The 14,653-nt window shown below is 71.7% G+C and carries 17 protein-coding genes; all 17 read left to right on the top strand.

The genetic code is table 11. From position 1 onward, the window contains the following. The first annotated feature begins 54 nt into the window (after positions 1-54). The 17 genes from rho (at position 55) to FJQ57_RS12755 (ending at position 14,619) form a co-directional block, all read left to right on the top strand. Positions 55-2,034, top strand: coding sequence for a transcription termination factor Rho (gene rho / locus FJQ57_RS12835; RefSeq protein ID WP_139980878.1), 1,980 nt, complete (start codon positions 55-57; stop codon positions 2,032-2,034). 1 nt (position 2,035) lies between these two features. Continuing rightward, positions 2,036-2,401 (top strand): response regulator transcription factor, encoded by a 366-nt coding sequence (locus FJQ57_RS12830; RefSeq protein ID WP_139980876.1) that lies wholly within the window; start codon positions 2,036-2,038, stop codon positions 2,399-2,401. Between the two features lie 279 nt (positions 2,402-2,680). After that, on the top strand, positions 2,681-2,902 hold the full coding sequence (gene rpmE, locus FJQ57_RS12825; protein ID WP_139980874.1) for a 50S ribosomal protein L31: 222 nt from the start codon (positions 2,681-2,683) through the stop codon (positions 2,900-2,902). Between the two features lie 85 nt (positions 2,903-2,987). Beyond that, positions 2,988-4,064: a peptide chain release factor 1 gene (gene prfA / locus FJQ57_RS12820; protein WP_139980872.1), complete on the top strand. Its 1,077-nt coding sequence runs from the start codon at positions 2,988-2,990 to the stop codon at positions 4,062-4,064. Continuing rightward, positions 4,061-4,906 carry a peptide chain release factor N(5)-glutamine methyltransferase gene (gene prmC, locus FJQ57_RS12815; protein WP_139980870.1) on the top strand — a complete coding sequence of 282 codons (846 nt, stop codon included), beginning with the start codon at positions 4,061-4,063 and terminating at the stop codon, positions 4,904-4,906. Before prfA ends, prmC begins: the two co-directional genes overlap by 4 nt. Before the next feature lie 4 nt (positions 4,907-4,910). After that, positions 4,911-5,678, top strand: a complete 768-nt coding sequence (locus FJQ57_RS12810) for an L-threonylcarbamoyladenylate synthase (RefSeq protein WP_139980868.1) — start codon at positions 4,911-4,913, stop codon at positions 5,676-5,678. Then, positions 5,671-6,810 (top strand): MraY family glycosyltransferase, encoded by a 1,140-nt coding sequence (locus FJQ57_RS12805; RefSeq protein ID WP_139980866.1) that lies wholly within the window; start codon positions 5,671-5,673, stop codon positions 6,808-6,810. The genes FJQ57_RS12810 and FJQ57_RS12805 overlap by 8 nt, the downstream gene beginning before the upstream one ends. A gap of 78 nt (positions 6,811-6,888) precedes the next feature. Then, positions 6,889-7,356, top strand: a complete 468-nt coding sequence (locus tag FJQ57_RS12800) for a hypothetical protein (RefSeq protein ID WP_139980864.1) — start codon at positions 6,889-6,891, stop codon at positions 7,354-7,356. A 30-nt stretch (positions 7,357-7,386) separates the two neighbouring features. Next, positions 7,387-7,608, top strand: a complete 222-nt coding sequence (locus FJQ57_RS12795; protein WP_139980862.1) for a hypothetical protein — start codon at positions 7,387-7,389, stop codon at positions 7,606-7,608. 22 nt (positions 7,609-7,630) lie between these two features. Beyond that, the gene (gene atpB, locus FJQ57_RS12790) at positions 7,631-8,455 is read left to right on the top strand and encodes a F0F1 ATP synthase subunit A (RefSeq protein WP_139980860.1); all 825 of its coding nucleotides are present in this window, start codon (positions 7,631-7,633) and stop codon (positions 8,453-8,455) included. A 79-nt stretch (positions 8,456-8,534) separates the two neighbouring features. Next, entirely contained in the window at positions 8,535-8,774 is a 240-nt protein-coding gene (gene atpE / locus FJQ57_RS12785; protein WP_425465422.1) for an ATP synthase F0 subunit C, read from the top strand. Between the two features lie 5 nt (positions 8,775-8,779). Next, positions 8,780-9,340, top strand: coding sequence for a F0F1 ATP synthase subunit B (locus FJQ57_RS12780; protein WP_139980859.1), 561 nt, complete (start codon positions 8,780-8,782; stop codon positions 9,338-9,340). 21 nt (positions 9,341-9,361) lie between these two features. Continuing rightward, complete coding sequence (locus FJQ57_RS12775; protein WP_139980857.1) at positions 9,362-10,171, top strand: F0F1 ATP synthase subunit delta; 810 nt, start codon at positions 9,362-9,364, stop codon at positions 10,169-10,171. Positions 10,172-10,216: 45 nt separating this feature from the next. Beyond that, entirely contained in the window at positions 10,217-11,848 is a 1,632-nt protein-coding gene (gene atpA, locus FJQ57_RS12770) for a F0F1 ATP synthase subunit alpha (protein WP_139980855.1), read from the top strand. Positions 11,849-11,856: 8 nt separating this feature from the next. Then, a complete protein-coding gene (locus FJQ57_RS12765) occupies positions 11,857-12,774 on the top strand; it encodes a F0F1 ATP synthase subunit gamma (protein ID WP_139980853.1) in 918 nt (305 codons plus the stop codon). Between the two features lie 2 nt (positions 12,775-12,776). Continuing rightward, on the top strand, positions 12,777-14,231 hold the full coding sequence (atpD, locus tag FJQ57_RS12760; protein WP_139980851.1) for a F0F1 ATP synthase subunit beta: 1,455 nt from the start codon (positions 12,777-12,779) through the stop codon (positions 14,229-14,231). A gap of 1 nt (position 14,232) precedes the next feature. Beyond that, a complete protein-coding gene (locus FJQ57_RS12755) occupies positions 14,233-14,619 on the top strand; it encodes a F0F1 ATP synthase subunit epsilon (protein WP_139980849.1) in 387 nt (128 codons plus the stop codon). Positions 14,620-14,653: the final 34 nt, after the last annotated feature.

The following is a 14,653-nucleotide window of genomic DNA, read 5'->3' as shown; positions in this document are numbered from 1 at the left end:
CGCACGGGCGTCGGCCCCGTGCCCCTGGCCCCACGACTGTCTGAAGGACGCCACGTGACGGAGACGACCGAGCCCGACCAGTCCGCCCAGCCGGACAAGCCCAGGAAGCGTCCGGGCGGGTTGAACGGCATGCTGCTCGCTGACCTCAAGGCGATGGCGGGCGGCATGGGCATCGCCGGCGCCGGGTCGATGAAGAAGGCGCAGCTCGTCGAGGCGATCAAGTCGGCCCAGGCCGGGTCGTCCCCGTCGGCGGACCGCCCCCCGCGTGAGGAGGCGCAGCGCGGGCGCCCCCGCCGCGACCCCGACCAGCCGACCCTCGACGAGGCCACCACGGAGCAGCCCACCCAGGACCGTCCCCGGCGGGACCGTCCGAAGCAGGACCCGCCCACCCAGGAGCAGCCCAGCCAGGAGCAGCCCAGCCAGGAGCAGCCCAGCCAGGAGCAGCCCGCGCAGGGCCAGGAGAAGCAGGAGCGGGTCAAGCGGGACCGGCCGAAGCAGGGCAAGCAGGACCAGCCCCAGGAGGGCACGCAGGACCAGGGCGCCCAGGACCAGCCCCGGCAGGGCAAGCAGGACCAGCCCCAGCAGGGCAAGCAGGACCAGGGCGCCCAGGACCAGCCCCGGCAGGACCAGCCCGACCACGGCGACCGCGGCCAGGACGACGGCGGTCAGGACGACGGGGAGGGCCGCACCGGTCGCAACCGGCGTCGCCGCGGCCGCGACCGCAACCGGGCCGGCGGGCAGCAGGGCCCGGGCAGCGGCCAGCAGGGCGGTCAGCAGCAGGGGGGCCAGTCCCAGGGCAGCCAGCAGGGCAGCGGCCAGCACGGCGGCGGCCAGCAGGGCGGCCAGCAGGGTGGCGGCCAACAGGGCGGCCACGGCGGCCAGGGCCAGCGCCACGAGCCCGACACCACGATCCTCGAGGACGACGTCGTCGTGCCGGCGGCCGGCATCCTCGACGTCCTCGACAACTACGCCTTCGTGCGCACCAGCGGCTACCTGCCCGGGCCCGACGACGTCTACCTGTCGCTGTCGATGGTCCGCCGCTTCGGCCTGCGCCGCGGTGACGCGCTGGTGGGCCAGGTGCGCCACCCTCGCGAGGGCGAGCGACGCGAGAAGTTCAACCCGATGGTCCGCATCGACAGCGTCAACGGGCAGGACCCCGAGACGGCCAAGACCCGGGCCGACTTCACCAAGCTCACCCCGCTATTCCCCTCCGAGCGCCTGCGCCTGGAGACCGGCGCGGGCGACGTGCTGGGCCGCGTGGTCGACCTCGCCGCCCCGCTCGGCAAGGGCCAGCGCGGCCTGGTGCTCGCCCCCGCCGACGCCGGCAAGACGACGCTCCTGCGCTCGGTGGCGGCGTCGATCTCGGCCAACCACGCCGACTGCCACCTCATGGTCGTCCTCGTCGACGAGCGCCCCGAGGAGGTCACCGAGTTCGAGCGCTCCGTCAAGGGCGAGGTGATCGCCTCCACCTTCGACCGTCCGCCGGCCGACCACGTCACCGTGGCCGAGCTGGCCATCGAGCGGGCCCGCCGGCTCGTCGAGCTGGGTCACGACGTCGTCGTGCTGCTCGACGGCCTGACCCGCCTCGGCCGCGCCTACCACCAGACGGTGGCGGCCTCGGGCCGGGCCCTCGGCACGGGTGGCCTCGAGCCGGCCGCGCTGCACCCGCCCAAGCGGTTCTTCGGGGCCGCCCGCAACGTCGAGAACGGCGGCTCGCTCACCATCCTCGCCACGGCCCAGGCCGACACCGGCTTCCCGACCGACGAGGCGTTCCTCGAGGCGCTGCAGGGCACGGCCAACCACGTCGTCCACCTCGACGGCGACCTGGCTGCCCAGAGCCTGTGGCCGGCCGTCGACCTCGGTCGCTCGGGCACCCGCCGCGAGGAGCTGCTGCTGGGCGAGGGGGAGCGCGAGGTGCTCGCCCGCCTCCGCTCCTCGGTCGCCGACCTCGCCCCCGCCAAGGCCCTGACGACCGTGCTCGACCGGGTCCGCGGCACCCAGAGCAACATCGAGCTGCTGAGCAGGAAGGCCTGAGGTGGCCCGCATCGTCGTCGCGGACGACGACATCGACATCCGCGAGCTCGTCGAGTTCAAGCTGAGCAGCCTGGGCCACGACGTCACCGTCGTCGGTGACGGCGCGGCGGCCCTCGAGGCCTGCCGGGCCGAGCGCCCCGACCTGTGCGTGCTCGACGTGATGATGCCGGGCGTCTCCGGCCTCGACGCGATCCGGCTCATCCGCGAGGACGACGCCCTGCGTGACCTGCCCGTCATCCTGCTCACCGCGCGTGCCCAGCAGGCCGACGTCGCCACCGGCCTCGACTCCGGCGCTGACGACTACATCACCAAGCCGTTCTCACCCCGCGAGCTGGCGGCACGGGTCGAGGCGCTGCTCGCGCGTTGAGCCGGCCTGCGGGCCGGCGTGGTCGGTGTTGGTGGGTGGGGTCGGGTGGCCGCGCGCGTGGCAGGCCGCGTCTCGGCGTCAAGGACGCCGGCGGTGCCGCTTCGCGGCCGCTTCGCGGTCCTTGACGCGGAGACCCGATCGACTACGCGCGCGGCCGCCACACCAGCCACCCAAGACCCCAGGAATTGTCCGGACACCTCCGGTGTTCCTACGATCGTCAGTCGGTCCCGGTTCACGTGGCGCGCCGTGCCACGACCCGGGACATCGTGAGAGGACACCATGAAGAACGACATCCACCCCGACTACGTCACCACCGAGGTCCGCTGCACCTGCGGGGCGACGTTCACCACCCGCAGCACCGTCACCTCCGGCACCATCCGGTCCGACGTGTGCTCCCAGTGCCACCCGTTCTACACGGGCAAGCAGAAGATCCTCGACACCGGCGGTCGCGTCGCCCGCTTCGAGGCCCGGTACAAGAAGAAGGCCGCCGACTCCAAGTAGTCGCCCTGCCGAGCGCCGACCCCCGTCCGCGGGGGTCGGCGTCTTCTTTTCCCGCCGCCCCACCGATCCCCCGAGGAGGAGTCCCGTGTTCGAGGCTGTCGAGGGGCTGCTCGACGAGCACCGCGAGCTCGAGGGCCGGCTCGCCGAGCCCGAGACCCACGCGGACGCCCGCCTGGCCAAGCAGCTCAACCGCCGGTACGCCGAGCTGAGCGCGATCATCGCCGCCTGGCGTGACTGGACGACCCTCGGCGACGACCTCGGCGCGGCCCGGGAGCTGGCGGGGGAGGACCCCGCGTTCGCCGAGGAGGCGGCCGCGATCGAGGCCCGGCTGCCCGGGGCCGAGGAACGGCTGCGCCGCCTCCTGGTCCCGCGCGACCCGGCCGACGGGAACGACACCCTGCTCGAGGTGAAGTCGGGCGAGGGCGGCGAGGAGTCGGCACTCTTCGCCGGCGACCTCCTCCGCATGTACACCCGGTACGCCGAGCGGCGCGGCTGGTCCGTCGAGGTCCTCGACGCCACCGAGTCCGACCTCGGTGGCTACAAGTCGGTGACCGTGGCGGTCAAGGCCAAGGGCCAGGTCGAGCCGGGCCAGGCGCCGTACGGGCTGCTGAAGTTCGAGGGCGGCGTGCACCGCGTCCAGCGGGTGCCGGTCACCGAGTCCCAGGGCCGCGTGCACACCAGCGCCGCGGGCGTGCTGGTGCTGCCGGAGGCCGAACAGGTCGACGTGGAGATCCACGACAACGACCTGCGCGTCGACGTCTTCCGCAGCAGCGGCCCGGGCGGCCAGAGCGTCAACACCACCGACTCCGCGGTCCGCATCACCCACCTGCCCACGGGCATCGTGGTCAGCTGCCAGAACGAGAAGAGCCAGCTGCAGAACAAGGAGCAGGCCCTGCGCATCCTCCGGGCCCGGCTGCTCGCGGCCGCCCAGGAGGAGGCCGACGCCGCCGCCGGAGAGGCCCGGCGCAGCCAGGTGCGCACCGTCGACCGCTCCGAGCGCATCCGCACCTACAACTACCCGGAGAACCGGATCTCCGACCACCGCACCGGCTACAAGTCCTACAACCTCGACCAGGTGCTCGACGGCGACCTGCAGCCGGTCCTCGACTCCTGCGTCGAGGCCGACCTCGCCGAGCGGCTCGCCGCCCTCGAGCAGTCGTGAGGCCCCGCGCGCTGCTCGCCGCCGCAGCGGCGCGGCTCGAGGCCGCCGGCGTCGCCAGCCCGCAGCACGACGCCGCCGAGCTGCTGGCCCACGTGGTCGGCGTGCCCCGCGGCCGCCTCCCGCTGCTCGACGAGGTGGGCGAGCGCCACCTCGCGGCGTACGACGCGCTGCTGGCCCGCCGGGCCGCCCGCGAGCCCCTGCAGCACCTGACCGGGGTCGCGGGGTTCCGCCACGTCGACCTGGCCGTCGGCCCGGGGGTGTTCGTGCCGCGGCCGGAGACCGAGCTGCTGGCCGGGTGGGCCGTCGAACAGGCCGGGCCCCTGGCCGCGCCCGTCGTGGTGGACCTGTGCACCGGCTCCGGAGCGATCGCCAAGGCGGTGGCCGACGAGGTGCCGCACGCCCGGGTGCACGCGGTCGAGCTCGACGAGGGGGCGCTGGCCTGGGCCGAGCGCAACCTGGCCGGCACGGGGGTCGACCTGCGGGCGGGCTCGCTGGCCGACGCGTTCGACGACCTGCTCGGCACCGTCGACGTGGTCGTCTCCAACCCGCCGTACGTCCCCCTGGAGGCGTGGGAGTCCGTTGCCCCGGAGGCCCGCGACCACGACCCGCACCTGGCGTTGTTCTCCGGCGACGACGGCCTCGACGCGATCCGGCTCATCGCCGTCCGCGCCCGCGCCCTGCTGCGCCCCGGTGGCGTGGTGGGGGTCGAGCACGCCGACGTCCAGGGGGAGTCGGCGCCGGCCGCGTTCGTGGCGGCGGGCGGGTGGAGCGACGTCCGTGACCACCGCGACCTCGCCGGTCGGCCACGGTTCACCACGGCCCGACGTGTGCTGGCAGGATGACCGGGTGACGTCCGAGCGCTACCCGACGACGACCGACGAGGAGCGGGAGGCGGCGGTCCAGGCCGCGACGGTGGCGGTGCAGCGCGGAGACCTCGTCGTGCTGCCCACCGACACCGTCTACGGCATCGCCGCCGACGCCTTCGACCCCGACGCGGTGGCCGACCTGCTCGAGGCCAAGGGCCGGGGCCGCGAGATGCCGCCGCCGGTCCTGGTCAGCAACGCCACCACCCTCGACGCCCTGGCCCGCAACGTGCCGGGGTGGGCCCGCGAGCTGGTCGACGCGTTCTGGCCCGGCCCGCTCACGCTGGTCTGCAAGCAGCAGACCTCCTTGATGTGGGACCTCGGCGACACCCGCGGCACGGTCGCGGTGCGCATGCCCGACCACGACGTCGCCCTCGAGGTGCTGGAGCGCACCGGCCCGCTGGCCGTCAGCTCGGCCAACCTGACCGGCTCGCCCGCCGCCACCGACGCCGACCAGGCCGAGGAGATGCTGGGCGAGGCGGTCGCGGTCATCGTCGACGCGGGGGAGTCGCCGGGGGGCGAGGCCTCCACGATCGTCGACGCCACCGGCCCGCAGGGCCGGGTGCTGCGCGTCGGTGCCCTCAGCATCGAGCAGCTCAACGAGGTCCTCGAGCCGCTCGGCGCCACCATCACCGACGGCGCCGACGGCGCCGACGGTTCCGATGGCGTCGTTGGCGCCGGCGGTTCGGAGGACGCCGGACCGCCGAGCCTGGCCAAGCGCGAGACCCCCGACAGCGGTGCCGATGCGTGAGTACCTCGTCGTCTTCCTCGTCGCCGGCACCGTCACCTTCCTGCTGACGGTCATCGCCCGCGAGATCGCGGTGCGCACCGGCGCGGTCGCGCAGGTGCGCGACCGCGACGTGCACGACGAGCCGATCCCCTACCTCGGCGGCATCGCCATGCTGGGCGGGCTGGTCGCGGCCTACCTCGTGGCGCGGGAGCTGCCGTTCCTGTCCAACAGCGGCGCCTTCACGTTCTCCGACGCCCGTGCGGTGATCCTCGCCGGGGCGTTGATCTGCGGCGTCGGCATCCTCGACGACATCTTCGACCTCGACGCGCTGACCAAGTTCGGCGGCCAGGTCATGGCGGTCGGGCTGCTGGTCTACTCCGGCGTCCAGTTCCGCTTCTTCTTCCAGACCGACTCCGAGCAGTTCGTGCTCGACCCCGCCCAGGGCGCGATCCTGACCGCGATCATCGTGGTCGCCACCGTCAACGCGGTGAACTTTGTCGACGGCCTCGACGGCCTGGCCGCTGGCGTCGTCGGCATCGCCGCCCTCGCCTTCTTCGTCTACTGCTACGAGCTGAGCGCGGCCAACGGCGTCACCCTCGCCACCTCCGGCGCGCTGCTCTCGGCGGCGCTGGCGGGCGTGTGCGGCGGCTTCCTGGTGCACAACTTCCACCCCGCGCGGCTGTTCATGGGTGACAGCGGGTCGATGCTCATCGGCCTGGTCCTCTCGGCCTCGGCCATCACCGTGACGACCCAGTTCAGCGCCGAGGACATCGCGCTCGGGTCCGACGGCGCGCGGGCCAGCTTCCTCCCGATGCTCCTGCCGGTGGCCCTGCCGATCCTGATCCTCATCGTGCCGCTGGCCGACCTCGTCCTCGCCGTCGTGCGCCGCACCCGGGCCGGCCGGTCGCCGTTCGCACCGGACAAGCAGCACCTGCACCACCGGCTGCTCGAGATCGGCCACTCCCACCGTCGTGCGGTCCTCATCATGTGGGCCTGGGCCGGGCTCATCGCCTTCTCCACGGTGCTGGCGAGCCTGCGCACCGGGCCGGTCGTGCTGGTCGCGATCGGCCTCGGGTTCGCCGTCACGCTCCTGCTGACGTTCGTGCTGCCGGTGCTGCGCAAGCCCCGGGTGCTGGCCGACGAGACTTTGTGATAGCATTCACAAGCACCTGAAGGGCTCCTGAGAGGGGTCCTCCCCGAGCACCGACCCCGCACAGGACGGCCGCCGACGATGACGACCGAAGCCCCCTCCGCCGATCGACGCACCCGCCCCTACGGCGTGGCCGCGCTCGGCCTGGCGGTGCTCGCAGCCGTCGCGGTGGCCTTGGTCGTGGCCCTGCTCGGCCTGCTGCTCGGCGGCTCGACTGCCCTCGTCGGTGCCCTCGTCGGCGCGGGGGTGACGCTGCTCGTGCTGGCCACCGGCTTCGCCGTCGTCGACATGGTCGCGGGCCTGCTGCCGCAGGCCTCGATGGTCGTCGCGCTGCTCACCTACACCCTGCAGATGGTCGCCCTGGCCGCCCTGCTGGTCGTCCTGCGGGGCAGCGACGACCTCGCCGGGACGCTGTCCCCGGAGTGGTTCGCCGCCGGCGTCATCGGCGTCGCGCTGGCCTGGACGGTGTGCCTGCTCGTGCACGCCACGCGGGCCCGCGTGCCCCTCTACGACCTCCCGTCCCCCCGCGCGACGGCGAGTGAACGATGACCGGCGGTCACTGCTATCGTCCGGCACGCGATGAGTCAGCCCGACGACGCTCCGGCAGGGACGCCGACCGGCGACCCGTGGCTCGCCTTCGGCTACCTCGTCGCGGGAGTGCTGCTCTACGGCGCGGTCGGGTTCCTGCTCGACCTCTGGTGGGGCACCAGCTTCATGGTCGTGATCGGCATCCTGACCGGCGCCGGTTTGGCGATCTTCCAGACTTTCGCGCGCTTCCGGGCGCCCACCGACGAGACGTAGCCGAGAACCAGGAGTGCACGAGATGATCCTTCGCGCCGCCAGCGGTGAAGAAGGGGGATTCACCCCGCCCGGCCCCGCTGAGTTCGACCTCCCGCCCATCGGCGGCAGCCTTGGCTCCTTCGACGCCTTCGGCCAGACCTTCGAGATCGGCGTCACCAAGCCGATGATCCAGCTGGTCCTCGTGGCCCTCCTCGTCTTCGGTCTGTTCTTCGCCGCCTCGCGCAAGCAGGCGATGGTCCCCGGCAAGCTGCAGTTCGTGGGCGAGGAGGCCTACGGCTTCGTCCGCAACTCCCTGGGCCGCGACATCATCGGCAGCCGCGACTTCCAGCGCTTCGTGCCCTACCTGTTCGCGCTGTTCTTCTTCGTGCTGTTCAACAACCTGATGGCCACCATCCCGGTCATCCAGTTCCCGACCTTCTCCCGCTCGGGCATGGTCTACGCCCTCGCGGCGCTGACCTGGATCGTCTACAACGCGGTCGGCATCCAGCGCCACGGCTTCGTGGGCTACTTCAAGCACCAGTCGGTCCCGCACGGCGTCAAGGGCCCGATCCTGCTGCTCCTGGTCCCGCTGGAGTTCCTCTCCAACATCTTGGTCCGCCCGGTCACGCTGGCGCTGCGTCTGTTCGCCAACATGTTCGCCGGCCACCTGCTGCTCATCCTCTTCGCGCTCGGCGGCGAGTACCTCGTCCTCGAGATGGGCGGCGCCTACGCCGCGGTGGGCGTGCTGGCCTGGATCCTCTTCATCCTCGTCGCCTTCCTGGAGCTGCTGATCCAGTTCCTGCAGGCCTACGTCTTCGTGCTGCTGACCGCGATGTACATCGGCAGCGCGCTCGCCGACGAGCACTGACCCGTCAGGGCCTCGGCGCCGCACGACCCGCACCACCTCTGATACACCACCGCAGTTCCACCACCGAAAGGGAAACCTGATGTTCCTCCCCATGGCCATCGAAGGCACTCTCGCCGACCTGGGTAGCCTCAACATGATCGGCTACGGCCTCGCGGCCATCGGCCCGGGCGTCGGCATCGGCCTCATCTTCGCGGCCTACATCAGCGGCGTCGCGCGCCAGCCGGAGGCCCAGGGCCGCCTGCAGTCGATCGCGATCCTCGGCTTCGCGCTCGCCGAGGCGCTGGCGATCATCGGTATCGCCCTCGCCTTCGTGCTCTGACGACCATGGACGCACTCACCGCTCAGACGCAGGTGATGGCGGCCGCGGGCGAGGAGCTCAACCCGCTGCTCCCGCACCTGATCGAGATCCCGCTCGCCCTGATCGTCTTCGGCATCTTGCTGTTCGGCGTGAAGAAGTACGTCGTCCCGAACTTCGAGGCGACCTACAACGCGCGCACCAAGGCGATCGAGGGTGGCCTGGCCGCGGCCGAGACCAAGCAGGCCGAGGCCGACGCCAAGCTCGCCGAGCTCGAGCAGCAGCTCGCCGACGCCCGGCACGAGGCCGCGCGCATCCGCGAGGAGGCGCGCGAGCAGGGGGCCACGATCATCGCCGAGATGCGTGAGCAGGCCCAGACCGAGGCGGCGCGGATCGTCGAGCACGGCAAGACGCAGATCGAGGCCGAGCGCCAGCAGGCGGTCACCTCCCTGCGGGCCGAGGTCGGCACCCTCGCCACCACGCTGGCCGGTCGCATCGTGGGGGAGAGCCTCGACGACGACGCCCGCCAGAGCCGGGTCGTCGAGCGCTTCCTGGCCGACCTCGAGGCCGGCACGCCGGCTCAGAACTAGCGCGAGAAGAAGGGGTAGACGATGGACCTGCGCGGAGCCTCCGCCGAGGCGCTCGACGCCCTCACCGACGAGCTCGAGCAGCACCTGGGCTCGGGCGAGACCAACGCACGGCTGGCCGACGAGCTGTTCTCCGTCGCCGGCACCCTCCGCGCGGAGGGCACCCTGCGCCGGTTCGCCACCGACGGCTCGATCCCGGCCGAGGCCAAGCAGGGCCTGGTCGGGCAGGTCTTCGGTGGCAAGGTCGGCGAGGGCGCCCTGGGGGTGCTCACCTCGGCGGTGTCCCGCAGGTGGACCGCCACGCGCGACCTGGCCGACTCGCTGGAGCACCTCAGCGTCGTCGCGCTGGTCAAGGCCACCGACGCCGACGGGGCCCGGCTGGCCGATGAGCTGTTCGCCTGGTCGCGTGCGGTCAAGGACAACCCCGAGCTGCGCGACGCCCTGTCCGACCCCGCCCGCTCCAACGCCGACAAGGCCGGCCTCGTCCGCGGCCTGCTCGAGGGGCGTGCCCTGCCCTCGACGGTGACCCTGGCCGTCCAGGCGCTCTCCGGCAGCTTCCGCACGGTCTCGGCCGCGCTGGAGGACTACCAGCGCACCATCGCCCGCGTCCACGGCGAGGGCGTGGCCACCGTGCGGGTCGCCCGCGAGCTCTCCGAGGACGAGACGCGTCGGCTCGCCGACGTACTCTCGACGCAGTACGGCCGTCCCGTCCACCTCAACCTGCTCGTCGACCCCTCGGTGCTCGGCGGCATCCGGGTCGAGATCGGTGACGACGTCATCGACGGCACCGTCGTCAGCCGGCTCGACGACGCCCGACGCCAGCTCGCCGGCTGACCCCTTTACCACTCACGACGTTCCACCCAAGAGAGAAGGCAGATGATGACGGAGCTCTCGATCCGTCCGGACGAGATCCGGGACGCGCTGCAGAAGTACGTCGCCGACTACCAGCCCGACGCCGCCAGCAAGGAGGAGGTCGGCACCGTCGCCCAGACGGCCGACGGCATCGCCCGCGTCAGCGGCCTGCCCTCCTGCATGGCCAACGAGCTCCTCGAGTTCGAGGACGGCACGCTCGGCCTCGCGCTCAACCTCGACACCCGCGAGATCGGCGTCGTCGTGCTCGGCGACTTCGACAAGATCGAGGAGGGCCAGACGGTGCGGCGCACCGGCGAGATCCTCTCGGTCCCCGTGGGTGACGCCTTCCTCGGCAGGGTGGTCGACCCGCTGGGCGCCCCGATCGACGGCCTGGGCGACATCGCCTCCGAGGCCCGCCGTGCCCTGGAGCTGCAGGCGCCGTCGGTGATGCAGCGCAAGTCCGTGCACGAGCCGCTCGCGACCGGCATCAAGGCCATCGACTCGATGACCCCGATCGGCCGCGGCCAGCGCCAGCTCATCATCGGCGACCGCGCCACCGGCAAGTCGACGATCGCGATCGACACGATCATCAACCAGAAGCAGAACTGGGAGACCGGCGACCCGGCCAAGCAGGTCCGCTGCATCTACGTCGCCATCGGCCAGAAGGGCTCCACCATCGCCGCGGTGCGCGGTGCCCTGGAGGAGGCCGGCGCCCTGGAGTACACCACCATCGTCGCGGCCCCCGCCTCCGACAGCGCGGGCTTCAAGTACCTCGCCCCCTACACCGGCTCGGCCATCGGCCAGCAGTGGATGTACGACGGCAAGCACGTCCTGATCATCTTCGACGACCTGACCAAGCAGGCCGAGGCCTACCGCGCGGTCTCGCTGCTGCTGCGCCGCCCGCCGGGCCGCGAGGCCTACCCGGGTGACGTCTTCTACCTGCACAGCCGGCTGCTCGAGCGCTGCGCCAAGCTCTCCGACGACCTCGGCGCGGGCTCGATGACCGGTCTGCCGATCATCGAGACCAAGGCCAACGACGTCTCGGCGTTCATCCCGACCAACGTCATCTCGATCACCGACGGCCAGATCTTCCTGCAGTCCGACCTCTTCGCGGCCAACCAGCGGCCCGCGATCGACGTCGGCGTGTCGGTCTCCCGCGTGGGTGGTGCGGCGATGACCAAGGCGATGAAGGCCGTCACCGGCTCGCTCAAGGTCGACCTGGCGCAGTTCCGCGCCATGGAGGCGTTCGCGATGTTCGCCTCCGACCTCGACGCCGCCTCCCGGCAGCAGCTCGACCGCGGCCAGCGCCTGATGGCCCTGCTCAAGCAGCCCGCCTACTCGCCGTACCCGCTGCCCGAGATGACCGTCTCGCTGTGGCTCGGCACGACCGGCCGCCTCGACAAGATCGCCGTCGACGACGTGCTGCGCTTCGAGCGCGAGTTCATCGACTACGTCCGTCGCTCGCACGAGGGCATCCTCAACGCGATCCGCGAGTCGACGAAGTTCGAGGACGAGGCCGGCCTGGAGTCCGCCTACGACGAGTTCCTCGGCCAGTTCGAGCCCTCGGACGGCAGCTCGGTCGAGCCGGGCTCCGAGCCCGCTGCCGAGGCGCTGGACTCCGAGGAGCAGGAGACCGTCGTCAAGCAGAAGCGGGGCTGAGCGCCGCCATGGCAGTTTCGCTGCGTGAGTACCGCGCGAGGATCAAGTCGGTCGAGTCGACCAAGAAGATCACCCGCGCCATGGAGCTCATCGCTGCGTCCCGCATCATCAAGGCGCAGCAGCGGGCCCAGGCCGCCGCTCCGTACGCCCGCGAGCTCACCCGGGCCGTCACCGCGGTGGCGACGTTCTCCAACGTCGACCACCCGCTGACGACCGAGGTCGAGAACCCGACCCGGGCCGCGGTGCTGGTCGTGACCAGCGACCGCGGTCTCGCGGGGGCGTACTCCGCCAGCGTGCTCAAGGAGGCCGACCGCCTCCGCGAGAAGCTGAAGCAGGAGGGCAAGGAGGTCCAGACCTACCTCTGCGGCCGCAAGGGCGTGGCGTTCTACAAGTTCCGCCAGCGTCCCGTGGTGCAGGCGTGGACCGGCTTCTCCGACCAGCCGTCCTACGACGCGGCCGACGAGGTCGCCGACGCGCTGATCGCGGCCTTCTTGACCGAGTCGGGCGAGCCGGTCGAGGGGCACGAGGGCGTGGGGGTCGACGAGGTGCACGTGGTCTACACGCGCTTCCGCTCGATGCTCACCCAGGAGCCCACCGCGACGCGGCTGCTGCCGCTCGAGGTGGTCGAGAAGCAGACCGGCATCCTGCCGCTCTACGAGTTCGAGCCCTCCCCGGAGGCCGTGCTCGACGGGCTCCTGCCGCAGTACGTGCGCAGCCGGGTGTTCTTCGCCTTCCTGCAGTCGGCCGCCTCCGAGCTGGCCGCGCGGCAGAAGGCGATGAAGTCCGCCACGGACAACGCGGAAGAGCTCATCAAGAAGTACACCCGTATCGCCAACCAGGCCCGCCAGGCCGGCATCACCCAAGAGATCAGTGAGATCGTCGGCGGCGTGAACGCGCTCGCCGATGCGAACGCAGGGAGTGAGTGACCATGACCGCAACGCTTGACAAGTCCCCCGAGGCTGGGGCGGCCGGCACCGGTCGCATCGCCCGCGTGATCGGGCCGGTGGTCGACGTGGAGTTCCCCGTCGACGCCATGCCCGAGATCTACAACAAGCTCGAGGTCACCGTGACCCTGAGCGGCGAGGACACCGTCCTCCCGCTCGAGGTGGCCCAGCACATCGGTGACGGCATGGTGCGAGCCATCTCGCTCAAGCCCACCGACGGCCTGGTCCGCGGCGGCCTGGTCACCGACACCGGCGAGCCGATCATGGTGCCCGTGGGCGACGCGACCCTCGGCCACGTGTTCAACGCCACCGGCGACGTGCTCAACCTCGAGGAGGGCGAGTCGTTCGAGGCCGCCGAGCGGTGGGGGATCCACCGCAAGGCGCCGGCGTTCGACCAGCTCGAGGCCAAGACCACGATGTTCGAGACCGGCATCAAGGTCATCGACCTGCTCACGCCCTACGTGCAGGGCGGCAAGATCGGCCTCTTCGGTGGTGCGGGCGTCGGCAAGACAGTGCTCATCCAGGAGATGATCGCCCGCGTCGCCAAGGACCACGACGGTGTGTCGGTCTTCGCCGGGGTCGGCGAGCGCACCCGCGAGGGCAACGACCTCATCGTGGAGATGCAGGAGGCCGAGGTCTTCGACAAGGTCGCCTTGGTCTTCGGCCAGATGGACGAGCCGCCGGGCACCCGGCTGCGCGTGGCCCTCTCGGCTCTGACGATGGCGGAGTACTTCCGCGACGTCCAGGGCCAGGACGTGCTGCTGTTCATCGACAACATCTTCCGGTTCACCCAGGCCGGCTCCGAGGTCTCGACCCTGCTGGGTCGCATGCCCTCCGCCGTGGGCTACCAGCCCAACCTCGCCGACGAGATGGGCACGCTCCAGGAGCGCATCACCTCCACGCGTGGTCACTCGATCACCTCGCTGCAGGCGATCTACGTGCCGGCCGACGACTACACCGACCCGGCCCCGGCCACGACGTTCGCCCACCTGGACGCCACCACCGAGCTGTCGCGCGAGATCGCCTCGCTCGGCATCTACCCGGCCGTGGACCCGCTGACCTCGACCTCGCGGATCCTCTCCGCCGAGTACATCGGCCAGGAGCACTACGACTGCGCCATCCGGATCAAGCAGATCCTGCAGCGCAACAAGGAGCTCCAGGACATCATCGCGATCCTCGGTGTCGACGAGCTGTCCGAGGAGGACAAGGTCATCGTCAGCCGGGCCCGCCGCATCCAGCGGTTCCTGTCGCAGAACACCTACGTGGCCAAGCAGTTCACCGGCATCGAGGGCTCCACGGTCCCGGTCTCGGAGACCATCGAGGCGTTCAACAAGATCGCCGACGGCGAGTACGACCACGTCGCCGAGCAGGCGTTCTTCATGTGCGGCGGTCTCGACGACGTCGAGGCCAAGTGGGCCGAGATCCAGAAGAACCTCTGACATGGCAGGCGAAGGCTCGCTCCAGGTGGAGCTCGTCGCGGCCGACCGGACCGTGTGGTCCGGCGAGGCCACGTCGGTCATCGCCCGCACCGTCGAGGGTGACATCGGCATCCTGCGGGGCCACGCTCCGTTGCTCTCGCTGCTGACCGAGTCGGCGGTGGAGATCGACGGCGTCGACGGCAAGATCGTCGCCGCCCTCGACGGCGGGTTCGTCTCGGTCGCCGACGACCGGGTCTCGATCCTCTCGGGCCGGGCCCTGCTCGCCGAGGAGATCGACGAGAACGCGGTGCGGGCGGAGCTCGGCGAGCTCCGCACCGCCGCGGAGCTCGACGACGACCGCATCCGGCACTACGAGGCCCAGCTCCAGGCCGTCGACCGGGCCCGGTGAGGCACCCGCTAGTCTGACGCTCCCCGGCACCGGG

The organism is Nocardioides litoris, from assembly GCF_006346315.1.
In the GTDB taxonomy this organism is placed as follows: Bacteria; Actinomycetota; Actinomycetes; order Propionibacteriales; family Nocardioidaceae; genus Nocardioides; species Nocardioides litoris.
Note: the sequence above shows the minus strand (reverse complement) of the source record. Positions and strands in the feature narration are given on the sequence as shown.